The following is a 17,024-nucleotide window of genomic DNA, read 5'->3' as shown; positions in this document are numbered from 1 at the left end:
ATTAATATTGTTTTTTTCATGATTAAACCTCCATAGTTATTGTTTTATTTAAATTTAGTATATATATTTTTATTTCAGAAATTTATTTATGTCTCATTTCCAACTGAATTCTGTCGATAATTTCTTTAGATGAATCATATGTAACTGCATCAGCTAGGGCTGTATATGATGTAGCAATTGCTAAAGTCAGTATAAGTATTGTTTTTTTCATGGCCGAACCTCCTTAGGTATTATTTTATTTAATGTTTAGCATGTTTTGTTTTGAAAGTTTATTTATGTTTCATTTCCAACTGAATTCTGTTGATGATCTCTTTAGATGAATCATATGTAACTGCATCAGCCAGAGCAGTGTACGATGTAACCACAGCTAATGTAAGTATAAGTATTGTTTTTTTCATGATTGAACCTCCTTAGGTATAGTTGTTTGATATAAATTATCCGATTTGATTTAATCTTACTGCTTAAACTCCAATTGATGTCCTTTAAGTAAAAACATTGTAACTTAGTTCCGAGAAAAAGTCAAGAATAATTTGTAATTTTTTTTCTTACTATGTAATTTAGTTACAAAAAATATGGAAAAATAAATTATTTATTGCAGCTATTTAATTGATACTACTAGTTATATTCCACTTCATGACGTTTAAGTAAAAATATTGTAACTTAATTACAAAATAATGTCAAGAAAAAATTGTATATTTTTTTCTTGTTATGTAAATTAGTTTCAAAAAATGTTGTATAGTAAGCATATTCTCTACCAATATAAAATGTATTATTATAATTTGAATATTAGAATTCAAACTATATATGTCAATGTTCAAAAAAAAAATTAGAAAAAAAAATAAAAAAAGTTTGTATATTTTTTTCTTTTATTGTAGAATATTTACATAATATGTTGTGGAATTAAATTTCAGGAGGAGAGTATCTATGAAAAATGAAAAATTAGAAAAAGAAGTTTTGATTGATTCAGAATTATTAAGAAAACTTATTGTAGGCATAGGGGAAGTTTCGGATATTACAGGAGTTCCTACCAGAAAGCTGCGTTACTGGGAAGAAAAAGGAATTATTGATTCAGTAAAAGGTTCTGATGGAGAAACAAGAAAGTACAATTATCTCAATATAAAGAAAATTTTAATGATAAAGGAACTGGTAGACGAAGGATACACACTGGATGCCGCAGCTGTTAAAGTTGAAAAGAATATAGAAACATTTTTCAAAACTTTTTCAGAATTAATGAGTGATGATAATAATTATAAAAAGTAATAACTTTATGTAGAAAAGAAAATCATTTTATGCGAAACACCCGGATTTTATTAAAATTCAGAATATTTCAACAAATAAATTCAAATAAAATTTATAAGGAGGTAACATGAAAAATTACAATGAAAAAGAGAGGAAGTTATTCAGGTTTTGTAGTAAGTATTCAAGACAGTGTGCAGATTCAGGCAAGAGATTATTAATGGTAATATTTGCCGTATTATTTCTTCCTGCTGCAGGATTAGCGGAAATAACTCTCAGATATACTGATCACGAGCCGCTGGGCAGAATGCGTACCCAGTTTATTAAAGATGTTTTTTTGGCAAATGTTGAAAAAGAATCAAACGGCCGTATAAAAATAGAGGATAACTGGGACAGTAAAGTTACAGACGGGTACAAGGCACTGCAGGCAATCGGGAAGGACGGTACCGCAGATATAGGTATTGTAGTGCCTGAATACTCTGCCAATGAGCTGCCGCTGCATCAGATGTTCAAAAGTTTTCCTGTTGGCCCCACAAGTGATAAACAGGTTGCATTTTTTCGCCGTATATATGCAGAGGTTCCGGCTTTTTCTGCGGAATTAGAGAAAGAAAATGTAGTTACTATATTTATTAGTACAGGTTATCCGGTGGCGTTCTTTAGTACAAAACCATTGAATAATCTAAAGGACATTAAGGGAGAGAAGTGGCGGTCGGCAAGTTTTTGGCATAAGGATTTTCTTCAAAATGTCGGGGCTACACCTGTTACTATGCCTTGGAATGACGGGATTTTCACAGCATTAGAAGATGGTTCGCTGGACGGGCTTATGGTTAATATAGACGGGGGCGATCAGCTTTCTGTTGATAAAGTTGCTCCTAATATACTATTCTCTGAAAAACTCTGGATGGGGCATGTTTATCTTCTCGTGATGAATAAGAAAACCTGGGATAGTCTGGCAGAAGAGGATAAAAAAGCAATTCAGCGTGCTGCGGAAATTTCGTACAAAAGTTTAGGTTCTGTTATGGACAGCAGTTTTGATAAGCAGATAAAGGATATGAGAAAGGGCGGAGCTAAAATACGGACATTAAGAGCCAGTGAGCTGAAACAGTGGGAAACTGATACAAAATACCAGGAAGTACAGAATGCCTGGGTAAAAGAGCAGGAAGGCAAAGGAGTAGAGAATGTTGCTTCTACTTTGGAGAAGGTTCGTGTTATTTTGAATGATAGTATGAAATAAGTATATTAAATGGGGTTTTGTTTAATATTTAGAATAATGGAGAAAGGGATCTTTTGGGATTCCTTTCTTTTATAATATGCGGTGAGAGAGAATTTACAGATTGTAGTTTATTTATATTGTTTGTGGAATACTTTAAAAGAGAATTTATATTATAAAAATTAATAAAAACCAATTGACACTAACCGTGATTTGTAGTAAGATTTTAAATATAAGAAAAAAGGACTATTAAAATGAAAAATAACACGGAAACTAGAGAAAGACTAATTAACATAAGCAAGGACGGAAGAGGAGCAGATAACTTCAGAATTTCACTTCCTGCAAAATGGCTGAGAGATATGGGGATTAGTTATGATAAGCGAAAAGTAAAGATAGTTTATGACTCTTCTGAGAAAAAAATTATAATTGAAAAAATATAGTATACATCTATATATTTTTTTATGAGTTTATCACTGACCGTGAAAATAAAAAAAGATTTTTACTTGCTGTACAGCAGAAAAATGTGTAAAACGATACCTTAGTGAGAAAACTATAAATTATATTTTTTTATCTAACTCACTAACCGTGATAATTGATAATAAAATATAACTTTAAAGTAAAATAACTAAATTAGGTTTATGTAAAAAATATAAATAAACTAAAACTAACAGGAGGGGAAAAATGAAATTAGAGCAAAAAAATCTGATATTTCAATTCATTGAGGAGTTACATTCCAACGATAAGGGAAAGGGGGAGATAAATAAAAGAGAAGAAAAAGTATATGAAGAATTAGAAAAGCTGGAAGAAAAAAATCCAAACTTAAAAAATGAAATTTCTAATTTAATTTATTTAATAAGCAGTTTGTACAGTGACATAAAATATACCTACTTTGAATATGGAATCATATCGAAAGCAATAAAAGACACAGTAAATCTAAACTGGACAGAAAATAAATAGCAGTTAATGAAAAATCAGGGAGAAAAGCACCCTGATTTTTTTATGTGAATATTATCTTCCAAATCTGTCAAAGTATTACTCATAAACATACCAAATAAGAAATCAGGTATATAAAAGAAAAAGTAATTAAAAACAATATATTAATCTTTTTTTATTTTATAATCAATTCGTTTTATTATAATTATACGATTCTAAATACTGTAAATATTATAATAAAAATAATATATAAAGTCAATATTAATTCTAATATTATATTATTTTATAAAATTATATTATACATTAAATAAAAGCTTATAGAGTGAAATAATATTCGCATAATTATAAAAACGCGAATATTTTGAAAAAGTTCCATCACTTATAAATCAGTACAAAAAGAAAAGTTTAAATAAAATATAAAAATCTGGCGAAAGGGGAAAATATGATTAGAAAAATAAAAAGAAGTACATTATATATTTTGCAATGTGTTTTTTTCATATGTAAAATGTGTGCAGCAGTAAAAATAATAGCTTTATATATTCTAGCTGCAAGTTTCATATTGGGAATTTTATTATGATAATCAGCAAAAGAACAGACTCCGAAAAATTATAAAAAGAATCTTTAAATTTTACAGAGTCGTATATAAAGAGGTTTCGTATATAACTGCAAATCCCCGCTATAAGGATAAGCGCTTTCAGATATAATCTCAAAAATTTATTTGAATATGACGGGTATATGTCATATTATATAGTATAATATAAAATAAAAAGGAGATAATATGAGACCAATAAAAAATCCTGATGTCTTGAGTATATATGAAAATTATGATGAAAAATACAAAACAATATTACTAAAAATAAGAGAAATGATTTTTGAAATATCAGAAAAAATGTATGGTGAGAATAGCATAACAGAAGAATTAAAATGGAATCAGCCGTCATATGCCGCGAAATACGGAACTCCTATCAGACTGGACACCTTTGATAAAGACCATATTGGAATATTTTTTAACTGCCGCACTACTCTTGTAGAAAATTTTAAAATTTTATTTGGCGACTTATTCACATATTCAAAGAACAGGGCAATTGTACTTAATGTATATGAAGAAATTTCCACAGATGAAATTGCTGCATGTCTTGAAATGGCTTTATCATATCATAAAATAAAAAAGCGTCTTAATAAACTCGATTAGATAAACATATTTTAAAAGAATGATAAAAAAATATAAATTAAGACAATAAAATAATAATGTAAAATATGAAACTGAAATTATATTAAAAAATAAAATATCATTATTTATATCAGGAGCTCCTTATTAGGAGACAATATAAAATTTGCGGAAATAAAAGAAAAATAAATCTGAGAAAACAGGATAATATCAAAAATCCAGTATTCTTTGGACTATATCTTGTCAATTAACAGCAAAAAAGCTGTATTAAAATATCTTTTTGGAAGAAAATATTGTAAAGTCATTAGAAATGTAATATTTCCTGATTTTAAATGTCAAAAAAGGTATTTTAATACAGCTTTTTTTATTATATACCTATTCTATAAATTTTCATATACAAATATAATGAAATATAAAATAAATACTAAGATAAAAATATTAAAATTGTATAGTAAATTAATAAAGAAAGGAGGTAATGTTTTTTAATTTAAAGGACTGTTATAATAGGTATTAACCTTTTATATAAATTAGGAAATGAAAAAACACATGAAGCAATCGCATTTAGAAAGAGAAATAAGAGAGTTGTATGATTTGCTGGAAACAATTGAAGCAAGCAATAAAGAAATATTTGAATTAAAAGAAGACGATCTCGTAAGAGAACTGGAAAAAATTAAATATAAATACTTTAAAAAAGGGTATTTAGCGTGTCTGATGCATGACAAATAGAAAAATCGTACTTTAGTTTATTGATGAAAAAGATCCACAATACCCTTAATTTTTCCAAATATTGAAAGTGAACCTTTCTTTGTCATAGAAACAAAGTCAGTAAAAAAATCTTTGAGAGTGATGGTATCATCTAAACAATAATAGAAAGCAACAATGATTTTATTATCAATATAAAAAATACCGAGGTCATTATTGTCGGGGAAAGCATCATCATAAAGGAAAATCCGGTTATTGATTTTAACAGCTTTGCATTCCGGAAAATCCGGAAGTTTTATGAATTTTTTCGGAAAATACGAGCTGTTATTTTCATTCAGGATTTCTATCTCATTGTTATTTATGGAACTGGTTTCACTTTTAGTGATATTAAGGTATTGATTTATGTCGTCTTCATTGACATAATCTATAATTTTCAGGAGTGAAACAGGATTAACATTATATGCTTTGGCAAGTTTATTTAGGATCAGGGCATTAATTCTGTATCCTTTGGCTTCTTCCAGCCGGCTTATTGTGGAAATATCAATGCCGGTAAGTTTATCAACATCTCTAAAAGAAAGATTATTTTGTATTCGGAGTTCTTTTAAAGTTTTACCAAGTTTTTTTAGTTTTTCCGTCTCGATCTTCATATATAAAACACTCCTTGTATATTAATATGATATTTTTATTATAACCTTAAAAGAAAGAAAATACAAAATTTTATAAAAATAAAAAAATAGAAGAAAAAAATTTAATATATAAAAGTGTATGGCATATTACAACTAAAATAAAAAACGTTGTAATGTTGTTGACAAATATTTATGAAGGGTGTAAAATGGGAAAAAGGAGACCTTTGTAGTATTAAGCAGGAAACGTTGTATAAATTTAATTATTAAAAATCTTTTATATATTAACATGTTTGAAAACAGTTTATGAAATCAATATATATGAGAATGGAAGTGATTACAATGACAAACGAACAAAAAGCTTTGATGGACGTAAAAAAAGATGTATTGAAGTTATGGAACAGAAAAGAAGTTTTAAGTAACGCTTTAGTAAAAAGAATGTTAGATTTAACGGCAAGAAATATAGGTGATATTACCAGAAAATATAAGCTGAGCAGTCAGGAAAGCACAAGGCTGACAGAATCAGTAGAGAATTATGTATTTTCGATAATTGAGGAAAAAATTTATGAAGAATTAGATGATATATCAACAGAAGCAATGAAGATATCACTGGCAGAACAGTTCGGGATGAAGTTATCAGATAAAAAAGCCGAATTAAGAGAAAACCTTTTGACAATAAAAGACTGGCTGGAATTAATAGATGTAGAAAAATGCCAGAAAATATGTATTTGGATAAAAAGCTTTATATTTGAACAGCTGCAGCCGAATTAAGCAACGAAACTGAAGGAATACAAGGTGTAGAAAGTAATAATAATTGAAGGTAAGAGATTTCAGAGTATATGATTTTGGAATTACAGGAAATTGAAAAATTAAAAAACGTGGAATTCAAGTTTTTGATCCGTTTTTAAATAATTTAATAAAGAGTTCAGCAAAATAAACATAGAAGATCAGAAGAGGTTGTTATAAATGACCTCTTTTTTTATGTATAAATATCAGGAGAAAATATGAAATAAATAAAAATTATCGATAGTGTAAGAGATGATAAGAATCGGATAAGAAAATACCGGTATTATTTTCAAAGCATTTGTTATATATATGCAAAAAATAATTATAATAAATTTTACATATGAATAAATAAGTTATATAATAAGCCTATAAAATTTTAGGAGTTGTTAAAAAAATGAATGCAGTTTATATTATAGATAAAAAGAATTTAATGATGTGTATGTGTTGATGACAGGGTTTGTGGAAAATTATTACAGACTCTTTTTACGGTTTTGAATCTGAAAAAGTCTGTGTCAGAAGCACTAAGTTCATTATAGTCTGGGCAGATGTCCAGTTTTTTTATTTTATAAGGTATGATTATATAGGAAAATTGGAATTCTAACAAAATATTTGTTTATACAAATAAAAAATGTTAAAATAATAATAAGATATAAAAAAATCATCGGGAGGTACAGGATATGTTGTTTTTGGAGATAAGAAGTAACAGTCGTAAAAGAGGCAGGAGAAAACCTTGAAGCATTTTTACAGTAAAATTCAATAAGAGAAAGAAGAAAACAGGCGGACAGTCTGAAAAATTTAATACTAAGGAGATAGATTATGGTTTATGAAAATTTAATTGATTTAATAGGGAATACACCGGTTATAAAACTTAATAATATATTTGGAGGAGATACAGCGGATATTTATGTAAAGCTGGAAGGGTACAATTTGGGAAGCAGTGTAAAAGACAGGGCAGCATTTGGTATGATTGAAGCAGCTGAAAAAGCTGGTAAACTAAAGCCGGGAGGTACAATAGTAGAACCGACAAGCGGGAATACGGGGATTTCTCTGGCTCTTATTGCAAGGCTGAAAGGCTATGACATAATTCTGGTAATGCCCGAAACAATGAGTGTGGAACGTAGAAATATTATTGCGGCTTATGGAGCGAAACTTATACTTACAGACGGAAAAAAAGGAATGAAAGGCGCTATAGAAAAAGCTGATGAAATACTTAAAGAAAATCCGGATTTCTTTATGCCGCAGCAATTTAATAATCCTGCAAATCCTTTGAAACATTATGAAACTACAGGTGAAGAAATAATAAGGGATTTACCGGATTTAGATGCTTTTGTGGCAGGAGTGGGAACAGGCGGTACTATATCAGGAGTCGGGAAAAAAATTAAGGAATTTAATTCAGAAATTAAAGTATTTGCAGTAGAGCCTGAAGAATCTCCTGTTATCTCCGGGGGAAATCCGGGACCGCATAAAATTCAGGGAATTGGAGCGGGATTTATTCCAAATAATCTTGATCTGTCTGTGGTAGATGAAGTAATAAAAATCTCAACAGAAAGAGCATTTGAAATATGCCGTCTCTTGTCAGAAAAGAGCGGTCTGCTTCTGGGTGTTTCGTCAGGGGCTAATGTTGCAGCCGCATACGAAGTTGCTAAAAAACTAGGAAGCGGTAAAAAAGTAGTGACAATTTCACCTGACAGCGGAGAAAAGTATCTTTCGCTGAATATATATGGTAATAATGAAGGATAAAACTTATGATGAAGAAATAACTGCTGTAAAGGCGGGGAATTAAATAAATTCAGAGGAGAGGTAAAAAATGAAAAAAATATTACTTTTACTATTAGTATCAGGTTTAATTTTTTCCTGTGTAAAAAAAGAAAAAGAAATAACTTTAAGAGTAGGGGCATCCCCGATACCGCACTCGGAAATTCTGAAAATAGCCGCTGAAGAATTAGAGTCAGAGGGGATAAAGCTGGAAATAATATCTTTTGAAGATGCTGTACTGCCAAATCAGGAAGTCGTAAGTAAGGGACTGGATGCTAATTTTATCCAGCATGTTCCGTATATGGATGACTTTAACAGAAAATATAATTCCAAACTTGTATCAGCGGCCAAAATACATGTGGAGCCGCTGGCACTTTATTCCAAAAAAATAAAAAATATTGAAGAGCTTACTGAGGGCGGGGAAATTTTGATACCAAACAATGCTACAAATCAGGGAAGAGCACTTTTGCTGCTGGATAAAAACGGAATTATAAAACTAAAAGACAACAAAAAATTAGATTCTACGCCGGAAGATATTTTAGAAAATCCTAAAAAATTGAAAATAATACCAATGGCGGCAGAGCAGATAGCACCCAGAATAAATGAAGTAGAAGGAGCTGTTATAAACGGAAACTTCGCTATGAAAAATAATCTTACAATAGCTGATGATGCTGTTCTGGTGGAGGATAAAGATTCTCCTTATGCTAATGTGCTGGTCGTTCTGAGCGGTAATGAAAATAGTGAAGTTGTGCAGAAATTAATCAAAGCTCTGCAAAGTGAGAAAGTGAGAAAATTTATAGAGGAGAATTACAAAGGTGCGGTTATTCCGGCTTTTTAGCCGGAAGCATATGCAGCTGTGCAGAAAATTTCCAATACAGAAACAGTAATTCCAAATTCCGGAATCGTATAAAACTAATTAAACAGGGAAAAAATCCCTGTTTTTTACTTGGTATTTATTTAGTAATCTTTGACAGCTGTGGAATTGGAAGTCAAAAATATTTCTTCATAAGTGTAAGAGTATATTCTTTGACTTCCTTTTCCATAGCATTAAACTGATAAACAAACTCTCTTCCTGACGGAGTCAGCTTAGAGCCGCCGCCCATATTTCCGCCGATAGACTTTTCGATCAGCTGTTTTTCCAGCTTTGATTCCGCTCTTTTGATAATACTGAGAGCTTTTTTATAATTCATTCCTATACTTTTAGCTGCCTTATTAATGGAACCAAGCTGGTCGATTTTCTGAAGTAATTCGGAAATACCGCTTCCATAAGTGATGATGTCATCTATCTTAATTCTTATTCTTATATCAATATCATAATAATCATTATTATTCATACTCTACCTCACAAACAGTTATTATATTATAATACCAAAAAACTAAATAATTTTAAAGATGAAAAATAATTTATTGACTAAATAATAATATGGGATATAATAAAGTGTTATGTAAAAAAAGCATAACGAAAAATTTAATAAAATAAAGTATTATGTTAGAAAAAAATCTTGAAAAAGCTGTTTGAAAAATGAAAAACTTATGGTATCCTTTAAGGGTCTGTTTAATAAAATCAGAAGCAGAAATCTTGGATAAAGAGTCCGCACAGGACTAAAGCTAAAGGAGGATGGCTAAAATAATTAATGTACAAAATGTAACGAAATCACATAATAAACAGATAATTCTGAATGAAATAAATATGTCGGTAAAGCCGGGAGAAATATACGGCCTCATAGGTCTAAGCGGTTCCGGCAAGTCAACATTGCTAAGGTGTATAAACGGAATAGAAAAATTCGACAGCGGAGAAATATCCATTGATAATGAGATGATCTATTATGACGACAGTATAAAAAGCAGAAAAATAAAAAAAAGAATAGGAATGATTTTTCAGAATTTTGCACTGCTGGAACGTAAAACAGTATATGAAAATATAGCTTTGCCAATGAAGTGCTGGAAAGAGGACAGGGAAAAAACCAGAGAAAGAGTAAAGGAACTAATGGAATTCGTAGGAATAAGCCATATTTCCGAAAAAAAACCTTCTCAGATCAGCGGCGGACAGAAACAAAGAGTTGCCATAGCACGTGCTTTGTCATTGTCACCAAAAATTTTACTGTGCGATGAGGCAACATCAGCTTTGGATCCGAATACTACAAAGTCGATTCTGGAGCTTTTAAAAGAAATAAACAGAAAACTGAATATTACTATTATTATTGTTACTCATGAAATGGAAGTAATAAAATCAGTCTGTGATAAAATGTCAATAATAGAAAACGGGGAAATCAAAGTGTCCGGGTACACACAGGAAATATTTCTTGAAAATCCCGTATCGCTGCAAAATGTAACAGGCAGAAAAAAAATACAGTTATCAGAAGATAAAACAGTTTTGAAAATAAGTTTTACTTCACAAAAAGACACTGTTATTCTGTCTGATATCTCCCGGGATCTGAAAACGGAATTTTCCATTTTATCCGCAGATATTGATAATTACAATGATAAGACAACAGGTAATATTTTTATTTCTTTTAAAACACCGGAAAAAACAATTGTTACAGATTATCTGCTGGAAAAGAAAATTATATTTAGTGAAATATTTGACATAGAAGGTGATAAATCATGAATTTTTCATCAACAAGATTATTGGAATATATTCCCAAGATTATCGTACCGGCTTTATTTGCAACCTTGAGAATGTTGTTGTTTTCTATGCTTATTTCGCTTATATTAGGTACGGTAATTGGAATTATACTAACAGTAACAGGTTCAAGTGATTTGAAAGAAAATAAAAAAATATATAATGCTGTCAGCTTTTTGGTAAATACAATAAGAGCTTTTCCGGTTATTATATTAATAGTAGCAATTACCCCGCTGACTAAGCTTATAGCGGGGACATCAATAGGAGAACAGGCAGCTATTGTTCCATTGAGCATAGCAGCGACACCTGTTATTGCGAGACTTATACAGAGCAGTTTTGATGAAGTGGACAGAAATCTTATAATTGCCGCAAAGTCTTTTGGTGCAAGTACAATGCAGATTGTATTTAAAGTTTTGTTTGTCGAAGCTCTCCCTTCTGTTATTTCAGGATTGACAACAACAACGATTTTATTTTTAGGTTCTATAACTTTAGCTGGTGCAGTGGGAGCAGGAGGACTGGGGGCCGTGGCTTTGACATATGGTTATCAGCATTTTGACGATGCTGTGATGTATACAATAGTATTCATATTGTGTATTTTGGTTTTTTTAATTCAAGGGACAGGAAGCTTATTATATAAAAAATTAAAATAGGAGATTATTTATGAAAAGAAATTTTTATTTATCAAAAATAATAATTACTGTGGTTATGATGCTGGGATTACTGGCATGCGGCAGTAAAAAGCAGGAATCTGCGGAAGACAAAAAAGAAGTAACCGTGGCAGTGACAGAAATATCAGAAGTATCATTAAAAGCAGCTGAGAATGAATTTCAAAAAAGAGGATTTAAAGAAAAGCTGATTTTGGTCGATTCAAATGTTTCAGTATTAAAAAGTGTAAATGACGGAAGTGTGGATGCTGCAATGGCAGTGCATAAGCCATTTATGGAAAAGTTTAATAAGGAAAACAACGGGGATCTGGTAATGGTTCAGCCGTATACATATTATACTGGTATCGGTCTATATTCCCAGAAATATAAGTCATTGGATGAAATACCGCAAAAAGCAAGAATTTCTATTATGAATGATGCCATGAACATGGATAAGGGACTTAGAATGCTGGAAGATGCCGGATTGATAACTTTGGATAAGTCGAAAAGTGGTCAGTACACAATTCTGGATATAAAAGAGAATCCTAAAAATATAGAAATTATAGAAATGGATCAGGCACAGACAGTAAAAAGTCTGGAAGAACTGGATGGAGCTGTTGTATTTTTCACACATATGAGAAATGCCGGAAAAGATCGTACGGCGTATTTATTCAGAGATCAGGATGCGAAGGATTATCCAATTGCACTGGTAGTAAAAAAAGGAAATGAAAATGCTCCTTGGGCAAAGGCTTTGGCTGAATCTTTGAGATCAGAAGAGGCAACAAAAGTGATAAATGAACATTTCGGAGGAGTATTTACTGTATATGAAGACTAGGATAAATGCCGGAGAAGCGAATGACTGGCTGGAAATACTGTTGGATTTAAAGAGAAAAGCTGTGGGAATACGTTTTTTATTTGATAAAAGTGATTATGAAAAGAGTGCTGCTGCGGAGAGGAACGGGACTGTCCCGTATTGTACAGCTGTAAGAAGCGCTTCAGAAGGAAAAAGCATAAAACTGCACCTTGGTAATTTTGCATGTCTGGCAGCTGCAAGGGCACTTGGTCTGATGGAAAATGATGAAAACAGCAGATCAGGAAAAAGGCACAGTGATATGGGGGTTTATGAGAATGTACTTGTCAGCAGAAATATAGCCAAAGATATGGTTTATTGCGGACATTCAGTTTACGGTATAGAGATCAGACCATTAGAGGACTACAGGGAATATAATCCTGATATTGTAATTCTCGTGACAAGTCCTTATAATGCAATGAGAGTAGTACAGGCACATGCATACAGCAAGGGTCAGCTGAAAAATATAAAAATGGCAGGTATGCAGGCAATATGTCAGGAATGTACTTCTTATGTCTATGAAAGAAATGAAATAAACTTATCAATGTTATGTTCCGGCACAAGATGTGTGGCGCAATGGAGCAAGGACGAACTGGGAGCCGGGATTCCGTTTCAGCAGATCGGGGATGTTATCTACGGACTTATACAGACTGTGAATCCAATGGAAAATAACAGTGATAAAAAGTTAATTCAGGAAAAACTGGAATTAAAAGGAAAAGATTTAGGTTTTGAAATTGAGTATAATAAAAACTACTATACAGGAGTATTTGTAAGCAGTAATTCTAAAAAATAGCAAATTTTGAGAATTGGTTCTAATTGGAAAAAAGAAATTTTATTAAAAAAATATTGTATTAAACTAATAAAATGGAGGTTTTAAGAAAAATGAAACAATTAACGAAAAAATATATGATATACACAGTAACAGGAATTATTTTTGCTTTGATTATTTTTTATTTGACATCTGCAGGGAATCCTAAAAATATGGGAGTTTGTGTGGGGTGTTTTGTGAGAGATACTTCAGGAGCTCTTAATCTGCATAATGCAAAAGCATTTCAGTATATAAGACCTGAAATAATCGGAATTATTCTGGGAAGCTTTGCAGTATCACTGTTAATAAGAGAAAAATTCAGCGTTCATTTATATCCGGTAATTTACTTTTTCGGAGGAGTATTTACAATGATAGGGGTACTTATTTTTCTCGGATGTACTGTGAGGGTTTTTGTGCGTCTCGGCGGGGGAGATTTGAATGCTGTAATTGGTCTGCTGGGAATGATTGCCGGTATCGGTGCGGGGACATTCTTTATAAAAAAAGGATTTTCATTACCTGAAAAAGAAAGAACTTTTGACAGTAAAAATTATACATATATTGTTCCTGCTGTATCTGTCGTGTTATTTTTATTTTTGATTCTGAGACCGTCTTTTATATCTTTTAGTGATAAAGGAATAGGCTCTCAGCATGCACCGGTTATTCTGGCTCTTATCGGGGGACTTGTGATAGGAGTATTAACAAATTATTTTGATCTGGGATTTAATTCCGGATTTAGAAATTTATTAACAGGGAAAATGGAAAATCCACAGATATTATTTCCTGTTTCAATAGTTATCTTCCTTATAATACTGAATTTTGCATCCAAAAATCTGAATATAGGTTTTGCAGATCAGCCCGCTGCACACACATTTCAGCTTTGGAATTTTTTAGGATTATTTATTGTGGGATGGATAGGAGCCTTATTGCAGGGATGTCCGCTGCAGCAGCTGGTAAAGTCAGCAAAAGGTAATTTGAATTCTGTATTTTTTGTAATAGGAATGTTTTTAGGGGCAGGATTTTTGCATAGAATAGACGGGGTATCTTCGCCCAAAGCAGTTCCGGTCAACGGGAAAATATCTCTGATAGCAGGTTTGATATTTATGCTGGTTATATCTGTTTATTACAGCAGAAAGCGAACTCCGGAAGCAGGAAACAGAAAGTAAATAACCTAAGATTTTATCTAGAAATAATAATATATAAAAAGAGAAAACTCAGATTTTGGTTTTCTCTTTTGTTTTTATATATTAATCAGAAGTTATTTACAGGATTTATTTTTATTTTATCGGTTAGAGTTATAGAAAATATAAATTTTTTATTTAACAGGTTATTTTAGATTTTGATATGTTTCAATGGAAAAAATATTGACAAAAATATATTAATTTATGTATAATAAGGAATCCTTAATAACACAATAGTTAATAAAATAAAAATAACAGCGGTAAAAGAAATATAGAGTAAGATGTTGAAATAATTACTAAGTATCTCATTTATCTGCTGTTTATTTTTTTAATTTGTGTTTTAAACGACAAAAACATTTGTATATAAAAATTTATTTTGAAAAGGAGAAAATTATATGGGAAAAACAATTGAATTTCCAAAAAAACAGGTTCTGGGATATTTTAGATATATGCTTGGAGATTTTGAAATAACTTCGATCTATGATGGTTATATGTTTATAGACACAGATCTCTATTGCAGGCAGGAAAAAGAGAAAAACAGGGAACAGCTGGAAAAAGGTTTTGCAGAAACTGTTGCAGAAGATGGAAAAGTTTTTACAAAATTACCTTTGACCATACACCTTATAAATACAAAAAAAGATTTGATTCTAATAGATGCCGGAGGCGGTGAAGGCGGACTGTTAGGACCGTACATGGGATTGAGCAGAGAAAATATAATTTTATCAGGATATAAACCGGAAGATGTAACTAAAATACTTCTTACACATTTACATCAGGATCATCTTGGAGGGATGGTAATAGACGGAAAGTTAATGTATCCGAATGCCGATATTTATATAAATCAGGAGGAACTGGATTTCTGGCTGGATGAAAAGAATCATCACGAATTATTGACTAATGCTTTAGAGCCGTATAACAGGAACAATAAGGTTAAGAGTTTCAAAGCCGGTGAAGAAATAGACGGGATTAAGACAATAGGACTGCCGGGACATACACCGGGGCATACCGGATATGAAGTATCTTCTAATGGTGACAGTATATTATTCTGGGGAGATATTGTTCATGATCATGAAATTCAGTTCGCCAACAGAGATACAGCACTTGTATTTGTTGATTATGACGAAAATATAGAGATAATAGAGCAGGAAGTGGAAACAGGAAAAGCCGCACTGAAAATGGCAGTAAAGAATAAGAAATTAATCGGTGCTTCCCATCTGCCGTTTCCGGGAATAGGTCATGTTATAGAAAACGGAGCAGGAGGATATCATTGGATACCTGTTTATTATTCAGTTTTGGATTAGACAGTCAGATGACTGGCAAAAAAATATAAAAATATCAATTTTTTACTAAAAAAATGTATATATAGATAAAATATTATATAGTATATTAATAAAGGCAAAGTGTTTTGCTTTAATTAAATCACGTAAACAGCAGTGTTCTTCTGCTGTTTTTATTTGATAAAATATAATTAATAATTATGCTGTAGAAATAATAAAAAGGAATATATACGAAGTAATTATTTTTATAAATTAATAATATTGACAAAATTATAATTATATGATATTTCTATGAGTAAGAAGAAAATAATTACCTTAAGGATGTGAAATTTTTGAAAAATAACTGTGATATATATTTGAGAGATCTGGAGAATAAAGTATCAGAAATCAGAATTAATTCTACAGAAACCAAATACTATATTTTGAAAGACTCGCAGAAAACCTCCCTGACTCATCAAATTATCTATAAAAATCTCGAAATTATAAAAATCAATTCATTATCTGACTCTTTTGTAGAAAATATAAATGAAAAATTAGAGAACTGTTTTATAATAAGATATATGAAAAAAGGGAAACTGAATGTAAAAAATGATGACGGTGAAATACTGAGCTTGAAAGCCGGTGAAGTATTGGTAAGTTATTCAAAGGAGAAAGAAACTGCGTTTGCGGAAAAACAAACCGAAATTGAGGAATTAATCATAATAGTCAATATTAACTATCTCGAAACTTTTACTGATGATCAGGAAATACAAGGATTTATTAACTATTTTTCAGAAAACAGGAGAAATAAATCAGTTATTGACAATGTGGAGGAAAGGCTTTTGTACATTTTTGACTTGATTAACAGATATGATTCAAAATGGGAAAGGAAGCTTTATTTTTTTGGAAAAGTTAATGAATTACTCGGAACCATTGTCCGGCAATTTACTAAAAGGATACTAAAGTTTGATTTTTATGAAGAAAGCAAAGTAGAACTTGTAAGATCATATATTGAAAAAAATTATGCGAATCCGCAGGTTTTATCTGATATACATAAAAAATTTTATTTAAGCAGGACAGAATTAAGCAGACAGTTTAAAACAGAAACAGGTATGGGTTTACATGAATATCTGAAAAGTATAAAACTGGAAAGAGCATTTTATATGCTTTTGAATGGAGCCTGTGATAAAAAGTCTGTAAATAAAAAAATCTTTTTATGATAAACTAAAAACAGGAGGACTTTATTATGAAA

The 17,024-nt window shown here is 30.9% G+C and carries 20 protein-coding genes; 16 read left to right on the top strand and 4 right to left on the bottom strand.

What is annotated here, in order from left to right; translation table 11 throughout:
- Positions 1–82: 82 nt before the first annotated feature.
- Complete coding sequence (locus tag NK213_RS20485; protein ID WP_256478804.1) at positions 83–211, bottom strand: hypothetical protein; 129 nt, start codon at positions 209–211, stop codon at positions 83–85.
- A 58-nt stretch (positions 212–269) separates the two neighbouring features.
- A complete protein-coding gene (locus NK213_RS20480; RefSeq protein WP_256478803.1) occupies positions 270–398 on the bottom strand; it encodes a hypothetical protein in 129 nt (42 codons plus the stop codon).
- Between the two features lie 526 nt (positions 399–924).
- Here NK213_RS20480 and NK213_RS16345 point away from each other — a divergent pair.
- From NK213_RS16345 to NK213_RS16320, 6 genes are all read left to right on the top strand, one after another.
- Entirely contained in the window at positions 925–1,260 is a 336-nt protein-coding gene (locus NK213_RS16345; protein ID WP_253351092.1) for a MerR family transcriptional regulator, read from the top strand.
- 106 nt (positions 1,261–1,366) lie between these two features.
- The gene (dctP, locus tag NK213_RS16340) at positions 1,367–2,470 is read left to right on the top strand and encodes a TRAP transporter substrate-binding protein DctP (RefSeq protein WP_253351089.1); all 1,104 of its coding nucleotides are present in this window, start codon (positions 1,367–1,369) and stop codon (positions 2,468–2,470) included.
- 230 nt (positions 2,471–2,700) lie between these two features.
- Positions 2,701–2,886 (top strand): AbrB/MazE/SpoVT family DNA-binding domain-containing protein, encoded by a 186-nt coding sequence (locus NK213_RS16335; RefSeq protein WP_253351087.1) that lies wholly within the window; start codon positions 2,701–2,703, stop codon positions 2,884–2,886.
- Positions 2,887–3,127: 241 nt separating this feature from the next.
- Positions 3,128–3,403 (top strand): hypothetical protein, encoded by a 276-nt coding sequence (locus NK213_RS16330; RefSeq protein ID WP_253351085.1) that lies wholly within the window; start codon positions 3,128–3,130, stop codon positions 3,401–3,403.
- Between the two features lie 754 nt (positions 3,404–4,157).
- Positions 4,158–4,571 carry a DUF1801 domain-containing protein gene (locus NK213_RS16325; RefSeq protein ID WP_253351083.1) on the top strand — a complete coding sequence of 138 codons (414 nt, stop codon included), beginning with the start codon at positions 4,158–4,160 and terminating at the stop codon, positions 4,569–4,571.
- A gap of 522 nt (positions 4,572–5,093) precedes the next feature.
- Positions 5,094–5,273 carry a hypothetical protein gene (locus NK213_RS16320; RefSeq protein WP_253351082.1) on the top strand — a complete coding sequence of 60 codons (180 nt, stop codon included), beginning with the start codon at positions 5,094–5,096 and terminating at the stop codon, positions 5,271–5,273.
- Positions 5,274–5,290: 17 nt separating this feature from the next.
- Here NK213_RS16320 and NK213_RS16315 read toward each other — a convergent pair whose 3' ends face one another.
- On the bottom strand, positions 5,291–5,896 hold the full coding sequence (locus tag NK213_RS16315) for a helix-turn-helix domain-containing protein (RefSeq protein WP_253351080.1): 606 nt from the start codon (positions 5,894–5,896) through the stop codon (positions 5,291–5,293).
- 318 nt (positions 5,897–6,214) lie between these two features.
- Between NK213_RS16315 and NK213_RS16310 the strand changes: the two genes are divergently transcribed.
- From NK213_RS16310 to NK213_RS16300, 3 genes are all read left to right on the top strand, one after another.
- Positions 6,215–6,643 carry a hypothetical protein gene (locus NK213_RS16310; RefSeq protein WP_253351078.1) on the top strand — a complete coding sequence of 143 codons (429 nt, stop codon included), beginning with the start codon at positions 6,215–6,217 and terminating at the stop codon, positions 6,641–6,643.
- Positions 6,644–7,474: 831 nt separating this feature from the next.
- The gene (cysK, locus tag NK213_RS16305) at positions 7,475–8,398 is read left to right on the top strand and encodes a cysteine synthase A (protein ID WP_256478802.1); all 924 of its coding nucleotides are present in this window, start codon (positions 7,475–7,477) and stop codon (positions 8,396–8,398) included.
- Positions 8,399–8,465: 67 nt separating this feature from the next.
- Entirely contained in the window at positions 8,466–9,251 is a 786-nt protein-coding gene (locus tag NK213_RS16300) for a MetQ/NlpA family ABC transporter substrate-binding protein (protein WP_253351076.1), read from the top strand.
- Between the two features lie 151 nt (positions 9,252–9,402).
- On the opposite strand, the gene NK213_RS16295 is transcribed toward NK213_RS16300, so the two are convergent.
- The gene (locus tag NK213_RS16295; RefSeq protein ID WP_253351066.1) at positions 9,403–9,747 is read right to left on the bottom strand and encodes a winged helix-turn-helix domain-containing protein; all 345 of its coding nucleotides are present in this window, start codon (positions 9,745–9,747) and stop codon (positions 9,403–9,405) included.
- Positions 9,748–10,031: 284 nt separating this feature from the next.
- On the opposite strand from NK213_RS16295, the gene NK213_RS16290 reads away from it, so the two are divergent.
- The 7 genes from NK213_RS16290 (at position 10,032) to NK213_RS16260 (ending at position 16,992) form a co-directional block, all read left to right on the top strand.
- Entirely contained in the window at positions 10,032–11,021 is a 990-nt protein-coding gene (locus NK213_RS16290) for a methionine ABC transporter ATP-binding protein (RefSeq protein ID WP_253351064.1), read from the top strand.
- A complete protein-coding gene (locus NK213_RS16285) occupies positions 11,018–11,686 on the top strand; it encodes a methionine ABC transporter permease (RefSeq protein WP_253351057.1) in 669 nt (222 codons plus the stop codon). Before NK213_RS16290 ends, NK213_RS16285 begins: the two co-directional genes overlap by 4 nt.
- A 10-nt stretch (positions 11,687–11,696) precedes the next feature.
- Positions 11,697–12,515: a MetQ/NlpA family ABC transporter substrate-binding protein gene (locus NK213_RS16280; RefSeq protein ID WP_253351055.1), complete on the top strand. Its 819-nt coding sequence runs from the start codon at positions 11,697–11,699 to the stop codon at positions 12,513–12,515.
- On the top strand, positions 12,505–13,323 hold the full coding sequence (locus NK213_RS16275; protein ID WP_253351053.1) for a DUF169 domain-containing protein: 819 nt from the start codon (positions 12,505–12,507) through the stop codon (positions 13,321–13,323). Before NK213_RS16280 ends, NK213_RS16275 begins: the two co-directional genes overlap by 11 nt.
- Before the next feature lie 89 nt (positions 13,324–13,412).
- Entirely contained in the window at positions 13,413–14,501 is a 1,089-nt protein-coding gene (yedE, locus tag NK213_RS16270; RefSeq protein ID WP_253351050.1) for a YedE family putative selenium transporter, read from the top strand.
- A gap of 410 nt (positions 14,502–14,911) precedes the next feature.
- Positions 14,912–15,817, top strand: coding sequence for an MBL fold metallo-hydrolase (locus tag NK213_RS16265; RefSeq protein WP_253351049.1), 906 nt, complete (start codon positions 14,912–14,914; stop codon positions 15,815–15,817).
- A 308-nt stretch (positions 15,818–16,125) separates the two neighbouring features.
- On the top strand, positions 16,126–16,992 hold the full coding sequence (locus NK213_RS16260; protein WP_253351047.1) for an AraC family transcriptional regulator: 867 nt from the start codon (positions 16,126–16,128) through the stop codon (positions 16,990–16,992).
- Positions 16,993–17,024 lie beyond the last annotated feature (32 nt).

It is taken from the genome of Sebaldella sp. S0638 (genome assembly GCF_024158605.1).
Lineage (GTDB): Bacteria > Fusobacteriota > Fusobacteriia > Fusobacteriales > Leptotrichiaceae > Sebaldella.
Note: the sequence above shows the minus strand (reverse complement) of the source record. Positions and strands in the feature narration are given on the sequence as shown.

Coding starts and splice junctions, on each gene's coding strand:
- NK213_RS20485 (WP_256478804.1), bottom strand. CDS start 211: ATGAAAAAAACAATACTTATACTGACTTTAGCAATTGCTACATCATAT.
- NK213_RS20480 (WP_256478803.1), bottom strand. CDS start 398: ATGAAAAAAACAATACTTATACTTACATTAGCTGTGGTTACATCGTAC.
- NK213_RS16345 (WP_253351092.1), top strand. CDS start 925: ATGAAAAATGAAAAATTAGAAAAAGAAGTTTTGATTGATTCAGAATTA.
- dctP (WP_253351089.1), top strand. CDS start 1,367: ATGAAAAATTACAATGAAAAAGAGAGGAAGTTATTCAGGTTTTGTAGT.
- NK213_RS16335 (WP_253351087.1), top strand. CDS start 2,701: ATGAAAAATAACACGGAAACTAGAGAAAGACTAATTAACATAAGCAAG.
- NK213_RS16330 (WP_253351085.1), top strand. CDS start 3,128: ATGAAATTAGAGCAAAAAAATCTGATATTTCAATTCATTGAGGAGTTA.
- NK213_RS16325 (WP_253351083.1), top strand. CDS start 4,158: ATGAGACCAATAAAAAATCCTGATGTCTTGAGTATATATGAAAATTAT.
- NK213_RS16320 (WP_253351082.1), top strand. CDS start 5,094: ATGAAGCAATCGCATTTAGAAAGAGAAATAAGAGAGTTGTATGATTTG.
- NK213_RS16315 (WP_253351080.1), bottom strand. CDS start 5,896: ATGAAGATCGAGACGGAAAAACTAAAAAAACTTGGTAAAACTTTAAAA.
- NK213_RS16310 (WP_253351078.1), top strand. CDS start 6,215: ATGACAAACGAACAAAAAGCTTTGATGGACGTAAAAAAAGATGTATTG.
- cysK (WP_256478802.1), top strand. CDS start 7,475: ATGGTTTATGAAAATTTAATTGATTTAATAGGGAATACACCGGTTATA.
- NK213_RS16300 (WP_253351076.1), top strand. CDS start 8,466: ATGAAAAAAATATTACTTTTACTATTAGTATCAGGTTTAATTTTTTCC.
- NK213_RS16295 (WP_253351066.1), bottom strand. CDS start 9,747: ATGAATAATAATGATTATTATGATATTGATATAAGAATAAGAATTAAG.
- NK213_RS16290 (WP_253351064.1), top strand. CDS start 10,032: ATGGCTAAAATAATTAATGTACAAAATGTAACGAAATCACATAATAAA.
- NK213_RS16285 (WP_253351057.1), top strand. CDS start 11,018: ATGAATTTTTCATCAACAAGATTATTGGAATATATTCCCAAGATTATC.
- NK213_RS16280 (WP_253351055.1), top strand. CDS start 11,697: ATGAAAAGAAATTTTTATTTATCAAAAATAATAATTACTGTGGTTATG.
- NK213_RS16275 (WP_253351053.1), top strand. CDS start 12,505: ATGAAGACTAGGATAAATGCCGGAGAAGCGAATGACTGGCTGGAAATA.
- yedE (WP_253351050.1), top strand. CDS start 13,413: ATGAAACAATTAACGAAAAAATATATGATATACACAGTAACAGGAATT.
- NK213_RS16265 (WP_253351049.1), top strand. CDS start 14,912: ATGGGAAAAACAATTGAATTTCCAAAAAAACAGGTTCTGGGATATTTT.